We start from the raw sequence: 14,395 nt of genomic DNA on the forward strand, positions 1-14,395 counted from the left end.
CCGAGTTAAGAGGGTTGGCGCGAACCCTCTTTACAATCTCCCGCGGCGACCACGCAAGTGGTCACGATGTGACTGCCTTCCGCCTGCGTTCGCTTTTAACGCACCGGCTGTGATTTGTTCCTGACAAAGCACCGCCTTGCCAAACATCCCTGTTTGCCATGCTTACCTCACGCAGTTGTCAGCACGTTGCGAATGTCGCTAAATTAAATACACCAAACTTATTTGCCAAAATAAACGTTTATTATTGGAACTAGTTGATGTTATAACCAACGTTAGCGATTTATTGGCGGGATTTTTAGGCTTTAAAAACCCCGTTCCGCAAAATTTTTCAACTTAAAATTCTAACTTTCAAGGCCTAATAAATTGGCAATTTTTTGATTTTCCGAATGCCATAACTGTTTTGGTGCTGCATTAAAAATAATTTTTCCATTATCAATAACAAGGCAACGTGAGAAGTGGTGAAGAGAATCATCTAAATAATGCGAGACCATCATTAAAGTAAGGTTGAATTCGCTACATACTTGATTAACAAGAGCTAGCATTTCAAAACGTAATGCTTGATCAAGGGCAGAAAATGGTTCATCAAGGAGTAAAATTGGACGATGTTGTATTAAACAGCGTGCCAGTGCAACGCGTTGCCGTTGACCACCTGAGAGCTGTTCGGGATAACGTTGGTTAAAGCCTTCTAATCCGACACGCACTAATATGTCACCAATTATTGTCCGTTCAGCTCGGCTAAGTTTTAATAATGGTTTAATACCTAACGCTATATTTTGTTCGACTGTGAGATGGCTAAATAAATTATTGTTTTGGAATAGCATCGATACCGGCCGTTTACCCGGTAAAGTTGTGGTGACGTTTTGATGATTTAGGATAATTTGCCCTGAATGAGGAAAAATAAATCCGGCAATTAAACTGAGTAATGTACTTTTGCCAGCACCGCTTGGGCCAACAATCACTACTCTTTCTTTAGCAGCAATATTAAGCACAAAGTGCATGTTGAAGTTATCATATTGATACTCAGTTTTTTGAAGTTCGATCATAATCCATAACAACCAATAAGCTAAATGATAAAATTAATAAAATTGCCGCTGTTACTATACTTTCTTGGTAATGATAATGCGATATCTGTTGATATAAATAATAAGGTAAAGTGGTGACTGACTGCCCACCAAATAAAGCAATTACACCAAAATCGCCCAATGACAATATGCCAGCAAATGCAAAGCTCATTAATATTATTCTTCTTAACCCTCTAAAATCAATTAAATAAAAGTGAGTTATACCATTAATATTCAGTGATTGGGTAAGTCGCCAATATTGAGCAGTAATATCATACATTGGAACGGTAAGATTTTTTGTAATAAATGGTAAAGCCATCAATCCATTACAAACCATCATCAATAAGCAGATAAAAACGGTATTATTACTATAGTCAAATAGTAATAAAAATAATCCTGATGCCAATACCATACTTGGTATGGCTAGAATCAGTGATGCAATTAATAATAGTCCATTACTCAATCGCGGTTGTCTATTTATCAGTAGTCGACTATTGGTCCAAAGTAATAGTAACCCTAGTATCATGGCAATAATTGATGAACCAATTGCAATAATGATTGAAAAAAATAAAGCTTGCTGTAATGAGAAGGTCAACAGTGAAAATTGAAAGAAATAGATACCTTGAAAAAGGATGGTCAGCATCGGTAACAGTATAAATAATCCACCAATCAAAACTAGCACTGAACTAACAATTTTTAATCCTTTGGGTAGAGGTAAACGGTAGTCTGTTTGAGTAAATTTTAGCGTTAATTTTTTATCGATTCTGTTTATCTTTTGCATTAATCCAATGAAGGCGATACAACAAACTAATTGTAAACAGGCAAGTAATGCTGCTTGTAACAGATCAAAATCACGAATTGCTTGATAAATAGCAACTTCAAGCGTGGTATATTTTGGCCCGCCACCTAATGCTAAAACAATAGCAAAACTTGAAAAACATAACATAAAAATTAATGCCGCCATAGGTAATATTTGTCTACGAAGTAATGGCCATTCAATAATTTTAAAAAAGGTTACATTGCTAAAATTTAATTGCGCAGCTAAGTGTTTTTGTTCAATAGGTACGCTTTGTAAGGTTTGATAAAATAGACAGCAGGCATAAGGGAAATTCAGGAATACATGCGCCAATAAAATGCCGTGTAAACCATAAATTGAAAATGAGAATGGTATGTGTAATATTTGGCAGATACTAGATAATAAACCTTGTCGCCCGTAAACCGATAGTAAACCAGTTACAACAACTAGTGTTGGTAAGATAAAGGTAATAGGCATCATTTTCAATAACAACTTTTTACCTTTAAAATCGACTAAAGATAATGCTTTAGCCATTAATATGGCTGCGATTAGTGATAATAATGTCGACAATACAGCTTGGTAAAAAGTTATCCATATAATATGCAATATGTAACTATCAAAATAGATGGTTAAATTTCCTGACTGCAAGGCAAATTTCCAGATAGCGAGAAGTGCTGAACTTAATATGATTAAAATTAAACTAGCAGCACTGATACCTGGTAATAACGATCTGAATTTTAACATTAATAATACTTAACTAGTTACTTATTGCTGACTGCCACTCACGAATCCAGCCTTTTTGATGTTTTTCAATCTCTTCCGGTGTAAATTCTAGCGATTTATCAATGGTATTAATTTGCTTATAAGCATCTGGTAGATCGGTTTTAATAATTGGATACATCACATTTTTTTCAGCAAATTGCCGTTGTATCTCGGGTGTTAGTAAGTAACGTAAAAATTGTCGAGCTAAATCGACTTCTTGGCTATATTTAATGATGCCAGCTACTTCGACTTGGCGATAGTGACCTTCAGCAAAAATCGCGGCTGCGTAGCTATGGTTATTTTCATTAATAATATGTGCTATCGGCGATGTGCTATAACTTAATACCAAATCAGCCTCATCTTTTAGGAACATACCATAAGCTTCACTCCAGCCCTTAGTTACTGTGACCGTATGTTTAGCCACTTGTTGCCACGCATTTGCCGCCTTGTCACCATAGACTTTTTTCATCCAAAACAATAAACCTAGTCCTGGAGTGCTGGTTCTAGGATCTTGATAAATGATTTTCCAATTAGCTTGGTTTTCGACCAATTCATGTAATGAATGAGGAGGATTTTTGATCTTATCTTGATTATAGATAAAAGCGAAATAGCCAAAATCGTAAGGAATAAAACTATCATCCCACCAATCGGTATTGAGGTTATCGGGTTTACTAATTTGATGCGGAATTAAGATATCCGCTTGCTTGGCTTGTGCTAATAGGTTGTTATCTAATCCTAAAATAACATCAGCATTTGTTTTGTCGCCTTCAAGGCGAATTCGATTTAAAACAGATACGCCATCCCCCAATGTGACAACATCAAGTTGGCAATTACATTGCGCTTCGAAGCCTTTTTTAATTGCTTCACCCGGCCCCCATTGTGACATAAATGAGTTGTAACTATAAACGGTTAGAGTTGGTTGTTGTGCATTTGCTAGATGACTAAATAGTGAAAATGAAAATATAACAGATAGTAAAAAGTTTTTACGAAACATTTTGCCTCCAAAGTAATGTGTAAAAGACAAAAGGTTTGAGCAGATATAATAACTCAAATCCCTCCGCTGGTATTATCCAGTTCAGGTTCGACGAGTTATGTCAGTTTTTCTGACACTCTCAGCCATTCAGGGCACCCCGTTGAGAACGATGAGTAGTTTAGTGGTAGCAAATAGAATTGTAAACAGGCGAGGGGTTGATAAATACAAATTTATACATATTAAAACAAGGTAAGATTACAGGCAATCAGTGACAATTGTTGTGTTTGTCGGTATTATATGCCTCATTTTATGATTATTGATTAGGTACAATGTGAATATTCAACAACTATTAACGCAACGAGTTTCGCAAGCAATGATTATGGCTGGTGCAGATAAAAACTGTGATGCTTTAATCAAGCAATCAGCCAAAGTTCAATTTGGTGACTATCAAGCAAATGGTATCATGGCTACCGCTAAAAAATTGGCTATGCCACCACGCGCATTGGCAGAAAAAGTATTACAACATCTGGATATTGAAGATATTGCCGATAAAGTAGAAATAGCTGGCCCGGGTTTTATTAATATCTTTTTAAAAAATAGTTGGATTGCCGAGCAGAACGAAGTAGCGTTAAGTAGCGATAAATTGAATATCACTTTACCAGCTAAACCACAAACTATTGTGGTTGATTACTCAGCACCAAACGTAGCCAAAGAGATGCATGTTGGTCATTTACGTTCAACTATTATTGGTGATGCGAGTGTTAGAGTCTTAAATTTTCTTGGTCACAATGTGATTCGAGCTAATCACGTTGGTGATTGGGGAACTCAATTTGGTATGTTAATCGCTTACCTTGAAAAAATGCAAAATGAACAGGCCAACGATATGGATCTATCGGATCTAGAATCTTTTTATCGTGCAGCCAAAAAACATTATGACGAAGATGAAGTCTTTGCTGAAAAAGCCCGTAATTATGTCGTTAAGCTTCAAGGTGGTGATGAGTATTGCCGTGAAATGTGGCGAAAACTGGTAGATATTACCATGACGCAAAATATTGCCACATATAAACGACTCAATGTCACACTTTCATTAGAAGATACCATGGGTGAAAGTATCTATAACAGCATGCTTCCGGGCATTGTTGCCGATCTCAAACAGAAAAAATTAGCCGTTGAAAGTGAAGGCGCTATTGTTGTGTTTTTAGATGAGTATAAAAATAAAGAAGGCGAACCAATGGGTGTTATCATCCAAAAACGAGATGGTGGTTATCTTTATGCAACAACCGATATTGCCTGTGCAAAATATCGTTATGAAACCTTACACGCGGATCGTATTTTATATTATACCGATTCACGCCAACATCAACATTTAGAACAAGTTTGGGCGATTGTACATAAAGCAAAATATGTCCCAGAATCTTTAAAACTTGAACATCATATGTTTGGTATGATGTTAGGTAAAGATGGTAAACCTTTTAAAACGCGTTCAGGTGATACCGTTAAACTAAATGATCTACTCGATGAAGCAACCAAGCGAGCCGCAACATTAATTAAAAGCAAAAATCCTGATCTTTCTGATGCCGAGCTTGCTCAAGTGGTTGATGCAGTTGCCATTGGTGCGGTTAAATATGCTGATCTATCCAAAAATAGAACAACTGATTATGTATTTGATTGGGATAATATGCTGTCATTTGAAGGCAATACAGCACCTTATTTACAGTATGCCTATACCCGTGTACTTTCAGTATTTAAAAAATCAAATATCAATGAAGAAAATCTAGATGGTCATATCGATTTAGGTACTGAAAAGGAACGAGCGTTAGCAATTCGTTTGAATCAATTTGATGAAACAATCACAACTGTTGCCGCCGAAGGTACCCCACATGTTCTTTGCGCGTATCTGTATGATATCGCTACCCTATTTTCAAGTTTTTATGAACACTGCCCTATTTTGGCCGCCGAAAATGAAAGTTTGAAAGTTAGCAGATTGAAACTGGCCTCATTAACAGCCAAAACGCTTAAAACGGGTTTAGATATGCTTGGCATTAAAACCGTTGACAAAATGTAAGCTTATTTGCCACCGATATGATTAAATATCGGTGGTTTTGTTGGTATTTAGTTATCCGCTTAGACATCAACCTGTTTAGCTATACAAATCGATAATCCATCAACATGCTCCTTGGCAAAATTAGCAAATTCAACAAAATGTGGCGTTGTATTATGTAAGTCAATCGCCTGCTGTGATTGCCATGTTTCTACTACTATATAAATATTGGGATTCTCAATACTTTGATTCAGCTCATAGCGAACACAACCGTATTCAGCTCGACTACCGATAACTAATCGTTTAAATATAGGTTTAAATGCTTCATGATACTCTGGTTTTATCGTAATGGTGGCAATAATGTTTAGTTGTGACATATTCTACCCTTATAAGTAAACTTGTTTTGTAATGTTTGAAATCCTACTGTTAAGAATAAACAGCTTTTAATAATCATGCTAATCTCATTTTTTCGACCATTATACTTATTATTAAATAGTAAGTTAGGCATATGTAATTTAAAAGTTTACTCTTTAAGAGTATAAATAGACTTTTTTTAGTTTGAAAAATCTAAAAAATAATACTTTAACCTTTTCATTTATTTAAATATTTATAAAATTAAAATGCTTGATCTTAACAATGAATCCATTAAAATCTTTCCCACTTCGGAAAAATAATAAAGTGTAAACTTCCATGACAACTTGTGTTTTCATTGCTATAAGAAATATCCTAACAGGTTTATTTTGATCCTCCTTTTTGGGGGATTTTTTTTATCCATTTTTTATTAAAACTTAATAGTAACCAAATTTTAGAGGCGCATTATGACCGATAATAAACAAATGTTATCAACCAGTCGAGATCAGAGCTTGAAAGCATATTTGATGAACAAAATTAAACAAAATGGTGGTTGGGTTAATTCACATATGCATGCTGATCGTGCTTTTACTATCACTGTAGATAGTTTTGATGTCTACCAAAAACAGACTTTAATTGAAAAATGGGACACGCTTGATAAAGTGAAAGCAGCAATGACCGAAGATGATTATTATCGGCATTTTAGCATGGCGGTTGAACGCATGATTGAACAAGGTGTTACGGCCATGGGTTCATTTGTTGACATTGATCCGATTGCCGAAGAGCGAGCAATTAGAGGTGCGCTACGAGCTCGTGAAACATATAAAAACGATATTACGATTAAATTAGTCAATCAAACTCTTAAAGGAGTTATTGATAAAGAAGCCAGATACTGGTTTGATAAAGGTGCTGATTTAGTAGATATTATTGGTGGTTTGCCGCGTCGAGATGAGCGAGATCATGGTGAAGGAATGGGATTAAAACATTTAGATGTGTTAATGAAGACCGGTAAAGCATTAGGCAAAATGGTACATGTCCATGTTGACCAGTTTAACTCATCAGATGAAATCGAAACCGAGCAACTTACTGATAAAACCATTGAGCATGGTATGCATGGTCGCGTGGTGGCTATTCATAGTATTTCAATTACCGCTCATAGTTTGGAATATCGTCAAAAACTCTACCAAAAAATGAAAGAAGCTAAAATGATGGTAATTGCTTGCCCATTTGCTTGGATTGATAGCCCGCGCCGTGAAGAACATGGCCCAACCCGCAATTCATTAACGCCAGTCGATGAACTTGCTGCCGCCGGGATACCTGTTGCTATTGGAACAGATAACGTCAGTGATTATATGTTACCTTTTTCAACCGGTAATATGTGGGAAGAGCTTAAATTATTAGTCACTGGCTGTCGTTATACAGATTTAGATAATGTGGTAAATGTTGCCACCAAAAATGGGCGTATGGTATTAGGCATTGAATAATTGTCTGATTAAAAATTTAACTGAGATTTAATCATCTTTAAAAATAAAAATCCCACCCAGAGAATAACTGAGTGGGATTATATTTATTGATTATTATTTATAATTGATGAATTGCTGAAGAAAGCCTAGAAAGGTAATTGCTAAGACTTGATTTTATATCATCTTCTGCTTGTTGTCTTAATTCACTACGAGAATAGTAATTACCGTCTGTACTATCAAATTCGTAACTAGGTTTATCACCAGTGTAGGTATACTTAACTTGTCTTGAACTTTTTTCAGCTGAAAATCTGTCATAATAACCACTTAATCCAGAAATATTTACGCTAAGGTTTAAACTATAATTATTTACTAATGTTTCAGTTTGTAAATTATATTCTTTTTCACCATTCTTTTTAGTGTCATTTGTTACTGAACCGCCATCTTCAGAATATCGCTCATCTTCACTAAGATTAATAGTAATGTCACTACCACTACTGTTGTAAACTAATATAATAGCATCATCATTTTTGAAATAATCTTCAACAAAATTAGAAAATGCATTTGTATTACCTGTCACATATAGTCTTATTTGACCCTTGGTGGTATATTCTATTGCTTTTTGTTCCGAATCTCGATAATTACCATATTTTGCATAAGTATTCGCGGCATGTTGATAATTTGTTGCTGCTTGTCGATATTGATAACTTCGAGTCGCATTTTTAGCTATTTTTTCACCTTGAGAATAAGAATCAAACGCTTCTTTGTTTCTCGCTTTTTTTTCATAGTAACGAGCTAATTTTTCAGTATCTTTGTATTGACCTAATGGCTTATAAATAACACTAATAGTTCTAAAACAAGCTAGCGCTGCATTATAATCACCACTCCGTATTTCCTGTTTAGCAAGATTGTATAATGTTTGTGCCGCAAGCTGCCTATATTTAGTATCCGCATGAATATAGGCTTTTTCGATATTTTTATCGTAATATCTATCTAAAGATTTTTTATATAACGCTGCTCTTTCTTCATAATCACCAGCAGAATTAGTTGGGATAGCATTTGCTTGTTGAGTATAAAAGTTAGCAATATTTTGTTTTAGACGTTCACTAGGATATTTATCCAAAAAGAATGCTAATTCGGAACTGTAAAAGTGATCACTCAAACGCTGATTAAGCTCTAATAATTTCTCATATATTTCTTGGCGTTGTTCATCATTGCTCTTCGTGGTATTAGCTAATTCATTTTCATATTTATTCATCACATCGGTAACTAACTGCCGCAGCTGTGCGGCATCAGTTTGCTTAAAGTTTGCTTCACTTTTTTTCTCTATTTTTGTCGCTAATAAATTGATACTTTCAATATAACTTCCTTCAGCGTATGCTTCTTGAAATGTGCGTTGGTGCGCACAAGCAACTAATAAAAATATTGATAAAGAAGCCAAAATAATTTTCATTAATTTTTTAATTTTCATAAAGTTTCCCTTTATAGGTATGAAAGATCTTGAGCAATACTATCAAGTATTGATCTTAATTCAGCACTTTGTTCGCTTTTAGCTCTTTGTTCTAATTCATTTGGAGATTCTAAAACACCTTCGTTATAGTCATGTACATGTGAAGGTACATCTCCACCCCAATAATGAACCTCATATTTTTCTGAAGATTTTTCTATAGTAAATGAGCTACTTGAATTAATAAGTCCTGTAACGCTTATTTCAGTCAATAATGTTAAGCTATTGCGATAAGTTCTGGTTGACTCGTTGTAAGACACTTCTTTAAAAGTTTCGACCTGAGTTGTATGCCCTTGAGCATCAGTCTGTTCTACATATTTATCAAATACTTTTTCGCGTTTTATTTCCATGTTATACGATTGTTGAGGGGAGTAATAACGGCTATTACAAGTCACATTAATTATGATATCTGCACCAGATGGAGAACTGACAAAGGAGAGATAATTAGCAGAAAAAGCTGAGCTTACATCAGAACAGTGATCGTCTGAATGAAAATAAACCGATATTAAACCTTTATCAAGATACTTTTCAGCTAAAGAAGCTGCATCTTTATAACGTCCAAAACGACTATATACGTCTGCGGCTTGCCTATAATATTCGCCAACTGAACGAAAAGTTGAGCGTCTGTCAGCGCCTTTTGCCAGATTTTTTCCTTTTTGATAAGCCTCTTCGGCCATTAAAGTAGCGTGTTTTTTAGCATTATCATAAGCGCGTTTATCACTGTCTTTATATTTACCTAGTGGTTGATATACTGATGATGCTTGACTAAATGCCTCAGACGCAGCGTTATAATCTTTCTGTTTTTCGAAATTTCTACCTTGATCATAGAAATCTTTAGCGGCAATCTGCATATATTTGCTATTAGCATTTTTATATAAAGTAGCAATATTTTTATAACTGTAGTAAGACAAACCACTTTTATATAACTCAGCTTTTGTATGATAGCTATCAGAATCAGTACCTGTGATTGAATTACCATAATCATAAAAATCTTTAGCAATAATTTGCCTCAAACTTTCAGCAGGATATTTATCAAAAAAGTTCACTAATTCCGCACTGTAAAAACGATTAGTTAAGCGCTTATTCATCTCTAACAGTCTTTCATAGATTTCAATGCGTTTTTTATAATCAGTATTATTGGTGCTGGCTAATTCATCCTCATATTTATTCATTACATCAGTGACTAACTGACACAGCTGGGCTGCATCAGTTTGCTTAAAGTTTTCTTCACTTTTTTCCTCTATTTTTGCCGCTAATAGATTGATGCTTTCAAGATAGTACCCTTCAGCATAAGCATCTTGAGATGTGCGTTCGTGAGTACAACTCATTAATAAAAACATTAATAAACCGGCAATAATAATTCTTATCATGTTTTTCCTTGTTGAAAATTGTCCATTAAAGGGAACAAAGATCTTGAGCAGTACTTTCTAGCAATGATCTTAATTTAGTGATCAGTTCTCTTTTTGCTACTGGTAGTAAATCATCATCATTTTCATAATAGCTTGAAGCTCTTGCATAGATAGTGTCAGAAAAGTCAATAATTCCTTCCATCCTTACTACTGTCTCTAGACTTAAACTATTGTTATTAGTATCCAATTTCGTATAGTAAGTTTCATCTTTTAACGTTGGGATTTGAATCCTATTCCCTTGAGCATCGATATGTTCTATGTATTTATCAAATACTTTTCGGGTGTTTGGTATGTCAATCTGTGATCTTGTACTGTTATATTCTTTATCAACAGTTATTTTAATTTTGAGATCAGCACCAACTGGAGAAGAAACAAAGGTGACATAATCCTTATTTAGTAACAATTTTACCTCAGAGCAGTATTCGGAAGCATAGCAATAAACTTTTATTATCCCTTTGCGTTTATAGTTTGTAGGCGCTTAGCGTCCTGTTGATCAAACTTTGCTGGCCCTTTTTCATCCAAACTGGCAGCTAAAAGATTGATACTTTCTATATAGCGACCTTCCTTAAATGCATCTTCGGCTGTTCGCGTATGGCATGCCGTTAATAAAAATATACAAAAAATAGCAATAATCGTGCGCATAAACTTCCTTTCTTTACTTCTTTTTTATTACTAGTTATTTCATATCCATTTTTTTATGTTTATATAAAAATGGCTATTTTTATCAGTTTATTAAAAAACTGTTGGTTGAGTTTATGCTAAACTTTTAGCTAATTATTAACTTTTATTGCTACTTTTTTTACTATTTGTTATTAATTATTAACAATAAATGCTATTAGTGGTTTTGGTAAATGTTTAAAATTAATTGGCGGGATGATGTTACCCTTAAATAAAATAATCATTTTTATTTAAGGGTTAACAAAATTTTATATTCGTGTTGGTTTTTTATTCGTTTTTTGACGAGCAGTTCGACTAGACTGATTGAGTTTGATACGCTTTGGTCTAACAATACGTTTGTCAAACGATGATTTTGTTGTAAAACTTTTCATTTCAGCTGGTAAGCCAACTAACTCACGTAGGTAATTAACAGAATCAATACCTAATTCCATCCATGTGCCACGAGATAAACCTTTCGGTAAAGTAATATTACCGTAACGAATACGTAGCAAGCGGCTAACTTGAACATCAATTGCTTCCCACATACGACGGACTTCTCGATTACGACCTTCAGTAATAACCACATTAAACCATTGATTTAGTCCATCACCACCTTGTGGTTTGATGGAGTTAAATGCAGCGGGACCATCTTCAAGCTGAACACCTTTACGAAGTTGATTAAGTTGTTGATCGGTAATATTACCAAATACTCGAACAGCATACTCACGTTCAATTTCATGCCTTGGATGCATAAGGCGATTTGCTAATTCGCCATCCGTTGTAAATAGCAATAAACCCGATGTATTTATATCAAGTCGACCAATGTTAATCCAGCGGGCATTTTTTAAGCGAGGTAATCGCTCAAACACTGTTGCTCGCCCTTGCGGATCATTTCGAGAACAGATTTCGCCTTCAGGTTTATAATAAGCTAGAACACGACAAACCTCTTTTTCTTTACTTCTTAACTGAACTAAATGACCATTGATACGAATTTTTGGACTGGCATTGACATCTACGCGATCACCTAAAGTCGCGATTTTGCCATCAACACTAATTTTTCCGGCCACAATCATAGCTTCAATTTCACGACGTGAACCATTACCTAAATTGGCTAATACTTTTTGTAATTTTTCAGTATTATCTGGTTGTGAACTTTTACGATTTGACGTTTGGCTTAATTTGGTATTTTTTTTACGAGCGATATCACTTTCTTGCTCAATTAGTTTATCTGCTCCACGTTGTTTTTTGGAAAATGCAGATCTATTTTGTTTCATATAATCCTCACTGTTACCTTCTCAGGTATCATTTATTAACTCAATAACTCATTGATATATTATTAATTTGTTTACTCGAATGGTTTGATATCACCACTACCTTGACGAATAATATCTGGATAATCGTTAGTTAAATCAATTACTGTTGTTGGCTGTTCACTAATATAACCACCATGAACGATAGCATCTAGTTGGTGACCAATTTTATCTTCAATTTCTTCGGGATCAGACTGAGCTTCATTTTCATTAGGTAAAATAAGCGTAGTTGTCATTAAAGGTTGTCCTAATAATTCAAGAAGCGCTAAATCAATTTTATTATCAGGAATACGCAGTCCAATCGTTTTGCGTTTTTCATTCATCAAACGTCGTGGTACTTCCTTGCTCGCTTGTAAGATAAAAACATATTTACCTGGGGTATTATTTTTTAATAATCGAAAAGTAGTGTTATCAACAAAAGCATAAGAAGAAAGCTCAGATAAATCACGGCACATTAAGGTAAAGTTATGGTGTTTATCCAGATTACGGATTTGACAAATACGATCTACACCATATTTATTATCAAGTAAACAACCTAGCGAATAACCTGAATCAGTAGGAAATGCAATGACGCCACCATCATTTAATATTTTGACGACTTGATCTAATAACCTTGTTTGTGGGTTATCAGGATGAATATAAAAAGTTTGGCTCATAATATTCTTCTTTATTGATAGCAGGTTAAAAAAATGTGAGGAAAGGGCTTTTTCATCACGGTTTATAGCGCTAATTGATACTATTTTAGTTTAATATATTTATTATATCCAGTTATGCCAAATAGGTGTAACACTACCAGGCAATGGCGTAGTTTTACCAAGATCAAGGTAATTAAGCAAATCGTGGAAATCCGAACCTTGTGACGCAAGTAATTCAAATTCATTAGCCAATTTTGCTAATCGTTGTAAATCATCTTGAGTTTGGCGGCTCTGAGAAACTTCAATACCATCACCACCATATGATTTAAATTCACTAATTAATAATTTTAGTTTAGTTAAGGTCAAATCATAGCGTGTCGGGTGTGCTAACACCGCTTGTCCACCTGCTGCATGTATCGCATTAACCGCATCAGCAATACTACACCATTTGGCAGGAACGTAGGCATAACCACTTTTACCCAGATATTTTTTAAATGCGCGTTTAATATCTTTAACATAATTATTAGCGACTAAAAAGCGGGCAAAATGAGCTCGAGATACAATATCACCTTTAGAAAATTGTTGGGCTTGCTCATAAGCATTGTCTATGCTCACTTTAGCTAATTTTTCACTAATACTGATTGCTCTATCAATACGACTTTGTTCTTGTGCAGTTAATAATTCAAGCAAGTGGGAATTTTCAATGTCGATATTCAAACCAACAATATGAATTTCATTATTCTTCCACATTGTTGACACTTCAACCCCATAGATTAATTTAACTGGCAAATTATCTCGTTCTATGGTCGCTTTCGCTTCTAGCAATCCTTTGATAGTATCGTGATCGGTAATCGCTAGCATATTGATTTGATTATCAACAGCTCTTTTGACCAGTTCACTTGGCGTTAAAATTCCATCTGATGCAGTTGTGTGCGAATGTAAGTCAACGATCACTTTTTTCTCGAAAATTATTTTTAAACGTGTAATATACCACACAATTTGCACGACCACTAAAAGGTATATTATGAAAGATCAAATTCAGCTTGCTCAGCAAGATACGCTAGCTATTATTCAAGAACTTTTAGAAGATGGAAGTGATCCACATGCGCTGTATATTATTGAACATCATATTTCATCACAAAACTTTGATAAACTAGAAAAAGTCGCTGTTGAAGCTTATAAATTAGGCTATGAAGCAACCGATCCTGACGAAGATGTTGATGATGCAGGTAATGCGGTAATTGGTTTTGATATTATTACTGAAAGTCCATTAAATGCTGAATTAATTAATGCGCAAATCGCCGAAATTATAACTCTAGCAAACCAATTTGGTGTTAATTATGATGGCTGGGGAACCTATTTTGAAGATGGTAGTGATGACCAATTCGATGAAGATGACGTTAGCGAGACCATTCATTAATAAATAATCAGCG

General features: G+C 34.7%; 14 protein-coding genes and 1 riboswitch. Of the genes, 3 read left to right on the forward strand and 11 right to left on the reverse strand.

Translation table 11 applies throughout. The annotated features are described in order from the left end of the window. Positions 1 to 341: 341 nt before the first annotated feature. Genes thiQ through thiB form a run of 3 tightly spaced genes read right to left on the reverse strand, consistent with a single transcriptional unit; the run spans position 342 to position 3,613 of the window. Positions 342 to 1,043: a thiamine ABC transporter ATP-binding protein ThiQ gene (gene thiQ, locus H3T56_RS00005; RefSeq protein WP_198191710.1), complete on the reverse strand. Its 702-nt coding sequence runs from the start codon at positions 1,041 to 1,043 to the stop codon at positions 342 to 344. Further along, positions 1,021 to 2,601, reverse strand: coding sequence for a thiamine/thiamine pyrophosphate ABC transporter permease (gene thiP / locus H3T56_RS00010; protein ID WP_198191711.1), 1,581 nt, complete (start codon positions 2,599 to 2,601; stop codon positions 1,021 to 1,023). Before thiP ends, thiQ begins: the two co-directional genes overlap by 23 nt. A 13-nt stretch (positions 2,602 to 2,614) precedes the next feature. Beyond that, positions 2,615 to 3,613: a thiamine ABC transporter substrate binding subunit gene (gene thiB / locus H3T56_RS00015; RefSeq protein WP_086362418.1), complete on the reverse strand. Its 999-nt coding sequence runs from the start codon at positions 3,611 to 3,613 to the stop codon at positions 2,615 to 2,617. A 40-nt stretch (positions 3,614 to 3,653) separates the two neighbouring features. Next, positions 3,654 to 3,762, reverse strand: a riboswitch (TPP riboswitch). Positions 3,763 to 3,923: 161 nt separating this feature from the next. On the opposite strand from thiB, the gene argS reads away from it, so the two are divergent. Next, the gene (gene argS / locus H3T56_RS00020; protein ID WP_198191712.1) at positions 3,924 to 5,657 is read left to right on the forward strand and encodes an arginine--tRNA ligase; all 1,734 of its coding nucleotides are present in this window, start codon (positions 3,924 to 3,926) and stop codon (positions 5,655 to 5,657) included. Positions 5,658 to 5,716: 59 nt separating this feature from the next. On the opposite strand, the gene H3T56_RS00025 is transcribed toward argS, so the two are convergent. Beyond that, complete coding sequence (locus H3T56_RS00025) at positions 5,717 to 6,010, reverse strand: putative quinol monooxygenase (RefSeq protein WP_198191713.1); 294 nt, start codon at positions 6,008 to 6,010, stop codon at positions 5,717 to 5,719. A gap of 441 nt (positions 6,011 to 6,451) precedes the next feature. Here H3T56_RS00025 and H3T56_RS00030 point away from each other — a divergent pair, with 441 nt between their 5' ends. Beyond that, complete coding sequence (locus tag H3T56_RS00030) at positions 6,452 to 7,468, forward strand: amidohydrolase family protein (RefSeq protein WP_198191714.1); 1,017 nt, start codon at positions 6,452 to 6,454, stop codon at positions 7,466 to 7,468. 97 nt (positions 7,469 to 7,565) lie between these two features. On the opposite strand, the gene H3T56_RS00035 is transcribed toward H3T56_RS00030, so the two are convergent. From H3T56_RS00035 to H3T56_RS00065, 7 genes are all read right to left on the reverse strand, one after another. Next, complete coding sequence (locus tag H3T56_RS00035; protein ID WP_198191715.1) at positions 7,566 to 8,915, reverse strand: hypothetical protein; 1,350 nt, start codon at positions 8,913 to 8,915, stop codon at positions 7,566 to 7,568. Positions 8,916 to 8,926: 11 nt separating this feature from the next. Next, positions 8,927 to 10,321, reverse strand: coding sequence for a hypothetical protein (locus H3T56_RS00040; RefSeq protein WP_198191716.1), 1,395 nt, complete (start codon positions 10,319 to 10,321; stop codon positions 8,927 to 8,929). Between the two features lie 25 nt (positions 10,322 to 10,346). Further along, positions 10,347 to 10,763 carry a hypothetical protein gene (locus H3T56_RS00045; RefSeq protein ID WP_198191717.1) on the reverse strand — a complete coding sequence of 139 codons (417 nt, stop codon included), beginning with the start codon at positions 10,761 to 10,763 and terminating at the stop codon, positions 10,347 to 10,349. Between the two features lie 44 nt (positions 10,764 to 10,807). Continuing rightward, positions 10,808 to 11,002, reverse strand: a complete 195-nt coding sequence (locus H3T56_RS00050; RefSeq protein WP_198191718.1) for a hypothetical protein — start codon at positions 11,000 to 11,002, stop codon at positions 10,808 to 10,810. 284 nt (positions 11,003 to 11,286) lie between these two features. Continuing rightward, on the reverse strand, positions 11,287 to 12,291 hold the full coding sequence (gene rluB / locus H3T56_RS00055) for a 23S rRNA pseudouridine(2605) synthase RluB (RefSeq protein WP_110453250.1): 1,005 nt from the start codon (positions 12,289 to 12,291) through the stop codon (positions 11,287 to 11,289). Between the two features lie 71 nt (positions 12,292 to 12,362). After that, on the reverse strand, positions 12,363 to 12,983 hold the full coding sequence (locus H3T56_RS00060; protein ID WP_086320192.1) for an L-threonylcarbamoyladenylate synthase: 621 nt from the start codon (positions 12,981 to 12,983) through the stop codon (positions 12,363 to 12,365). Positions 12,984 to 13,085: 102 nt separating this feature from the next. After that, on the reverse strand, positions 13,086 to 13,916 hold the full coding sequence (locus tag H3T56_RS00065) for a PHP domain-containing protein (protein ID WP_065651960.1): 831 nt from the start codon (positions 13,914 to 13,916) through the stop codon (positions 13,086 to 13,088). 70 nt (positions 13,917 to 13,986) lie between these two features. On the opposite strand from H3T56_RS00065, the gene rraB reads away from it, so the two are divergent. Beyond that, on the forward strand, positions 13,987 to 14,382 hold the full coding sequence (gene rraB, locus H3T56_RS00070) for a ribonuclease E inhibitor RraB (RefSeq protein WP_198191719.1): 396 nt from the start codon (positions 13,987 to 13,989) through the stop codon (positions 14,380 to 14,382). Positions 14,383 to 14,395 lie beyond the last annotated feature (13 nt).

It is taken from the genome of Gilliamella sp. W8123, from assembly GCF_016101085.1.
Taxonomy (GTDB): Bacteria; Pseudomonadota; Gammaproteobacteria; order Enterobacterales; family Orbaceae; genus Gilliamella; species Gilliamella apis.

What these genes read in the sequence shown, in the direction of transcription:
- H3T56_RS00030 (WP_198191714.1), top strand. Translation starts at nt 6,452, where the DNA reads ATGACCGATAATAAACAAATGTTATCAACCAGTCGAGATCAGAGCTTG.
- thiQ (WP_198191710.1), bottom strand. Translation starts at nt 1,043, where the DNA reads ATGATCGAACTTCAAAAAACTGAGTATCAATATGATAACTTCAACATG.
- rluB (WP_110453250.1), bottom strand. Translation starts at nt 12,291, where the DNA reads ATGAAACAAAATAGATCTGCATTTTCCAAAAAACAACGTGGAGCAGAT.
- rraB (WP_198191719.1), top strand. Translation starts at nt 13,987, where the DNA reads ATGAAAGATCAAATTCAGCTTGCTCAGCAAGATACGCTAGCTATTATT.
- thiB (WP_086362418.1), bottom strand. Translation starts at nt 3,613, where the DNA reads ATGTTTCGTAAAAACTTTTTACTATCTGTTATATTTTCATTTTCACTA.
- H3T56_RS00060 (WP_086320192.1), bottom strand. Translation starts at nt 12,983, where the DNA reads ATGAGCCAAACTTTTTATATTCATCCTGATAACCCACAAACAAGGTTA.
- H3T56_RS00025 (WP_198191713.1), bottom strand. Translation starts at nt 6,010, where the DNA reads ATGTCACAACTAAACATTATTGCCACCATTACGATAAAACCAGAGTAT.
- H3T56_RS00040 (WP_198191716.1), bottom strand. Translation starts at nt 10,321, where the DNA reads ATGATAAGAATTATTATTGCCGGTTTATTAATGTTTTTATTAATGAGT.
- H3T56_RS00050 (WP_198191718.1), bottom strand. Translation starts at nt 11,002, where the DNA reads ATGCGCACGATTATTGCTATTTTTTGTATATTTTTATTAACGGCATGC.
- H3T56_RS00035 (WP_198191715.1), bottom strand. Translation starts at nt 8,915, where the DNA reads ATGAAAATTAAAAAATTAATGAAAATTATTTTGGCTTCTTTATCAATA.
- thiP (WP_198191711.1), bottom strand. Translation starts at nt 2,601, where the DNA reads ATGTTAAAATTCAGATCGTTATTACCAGGTATCAGTGCTGCTAGTTTA.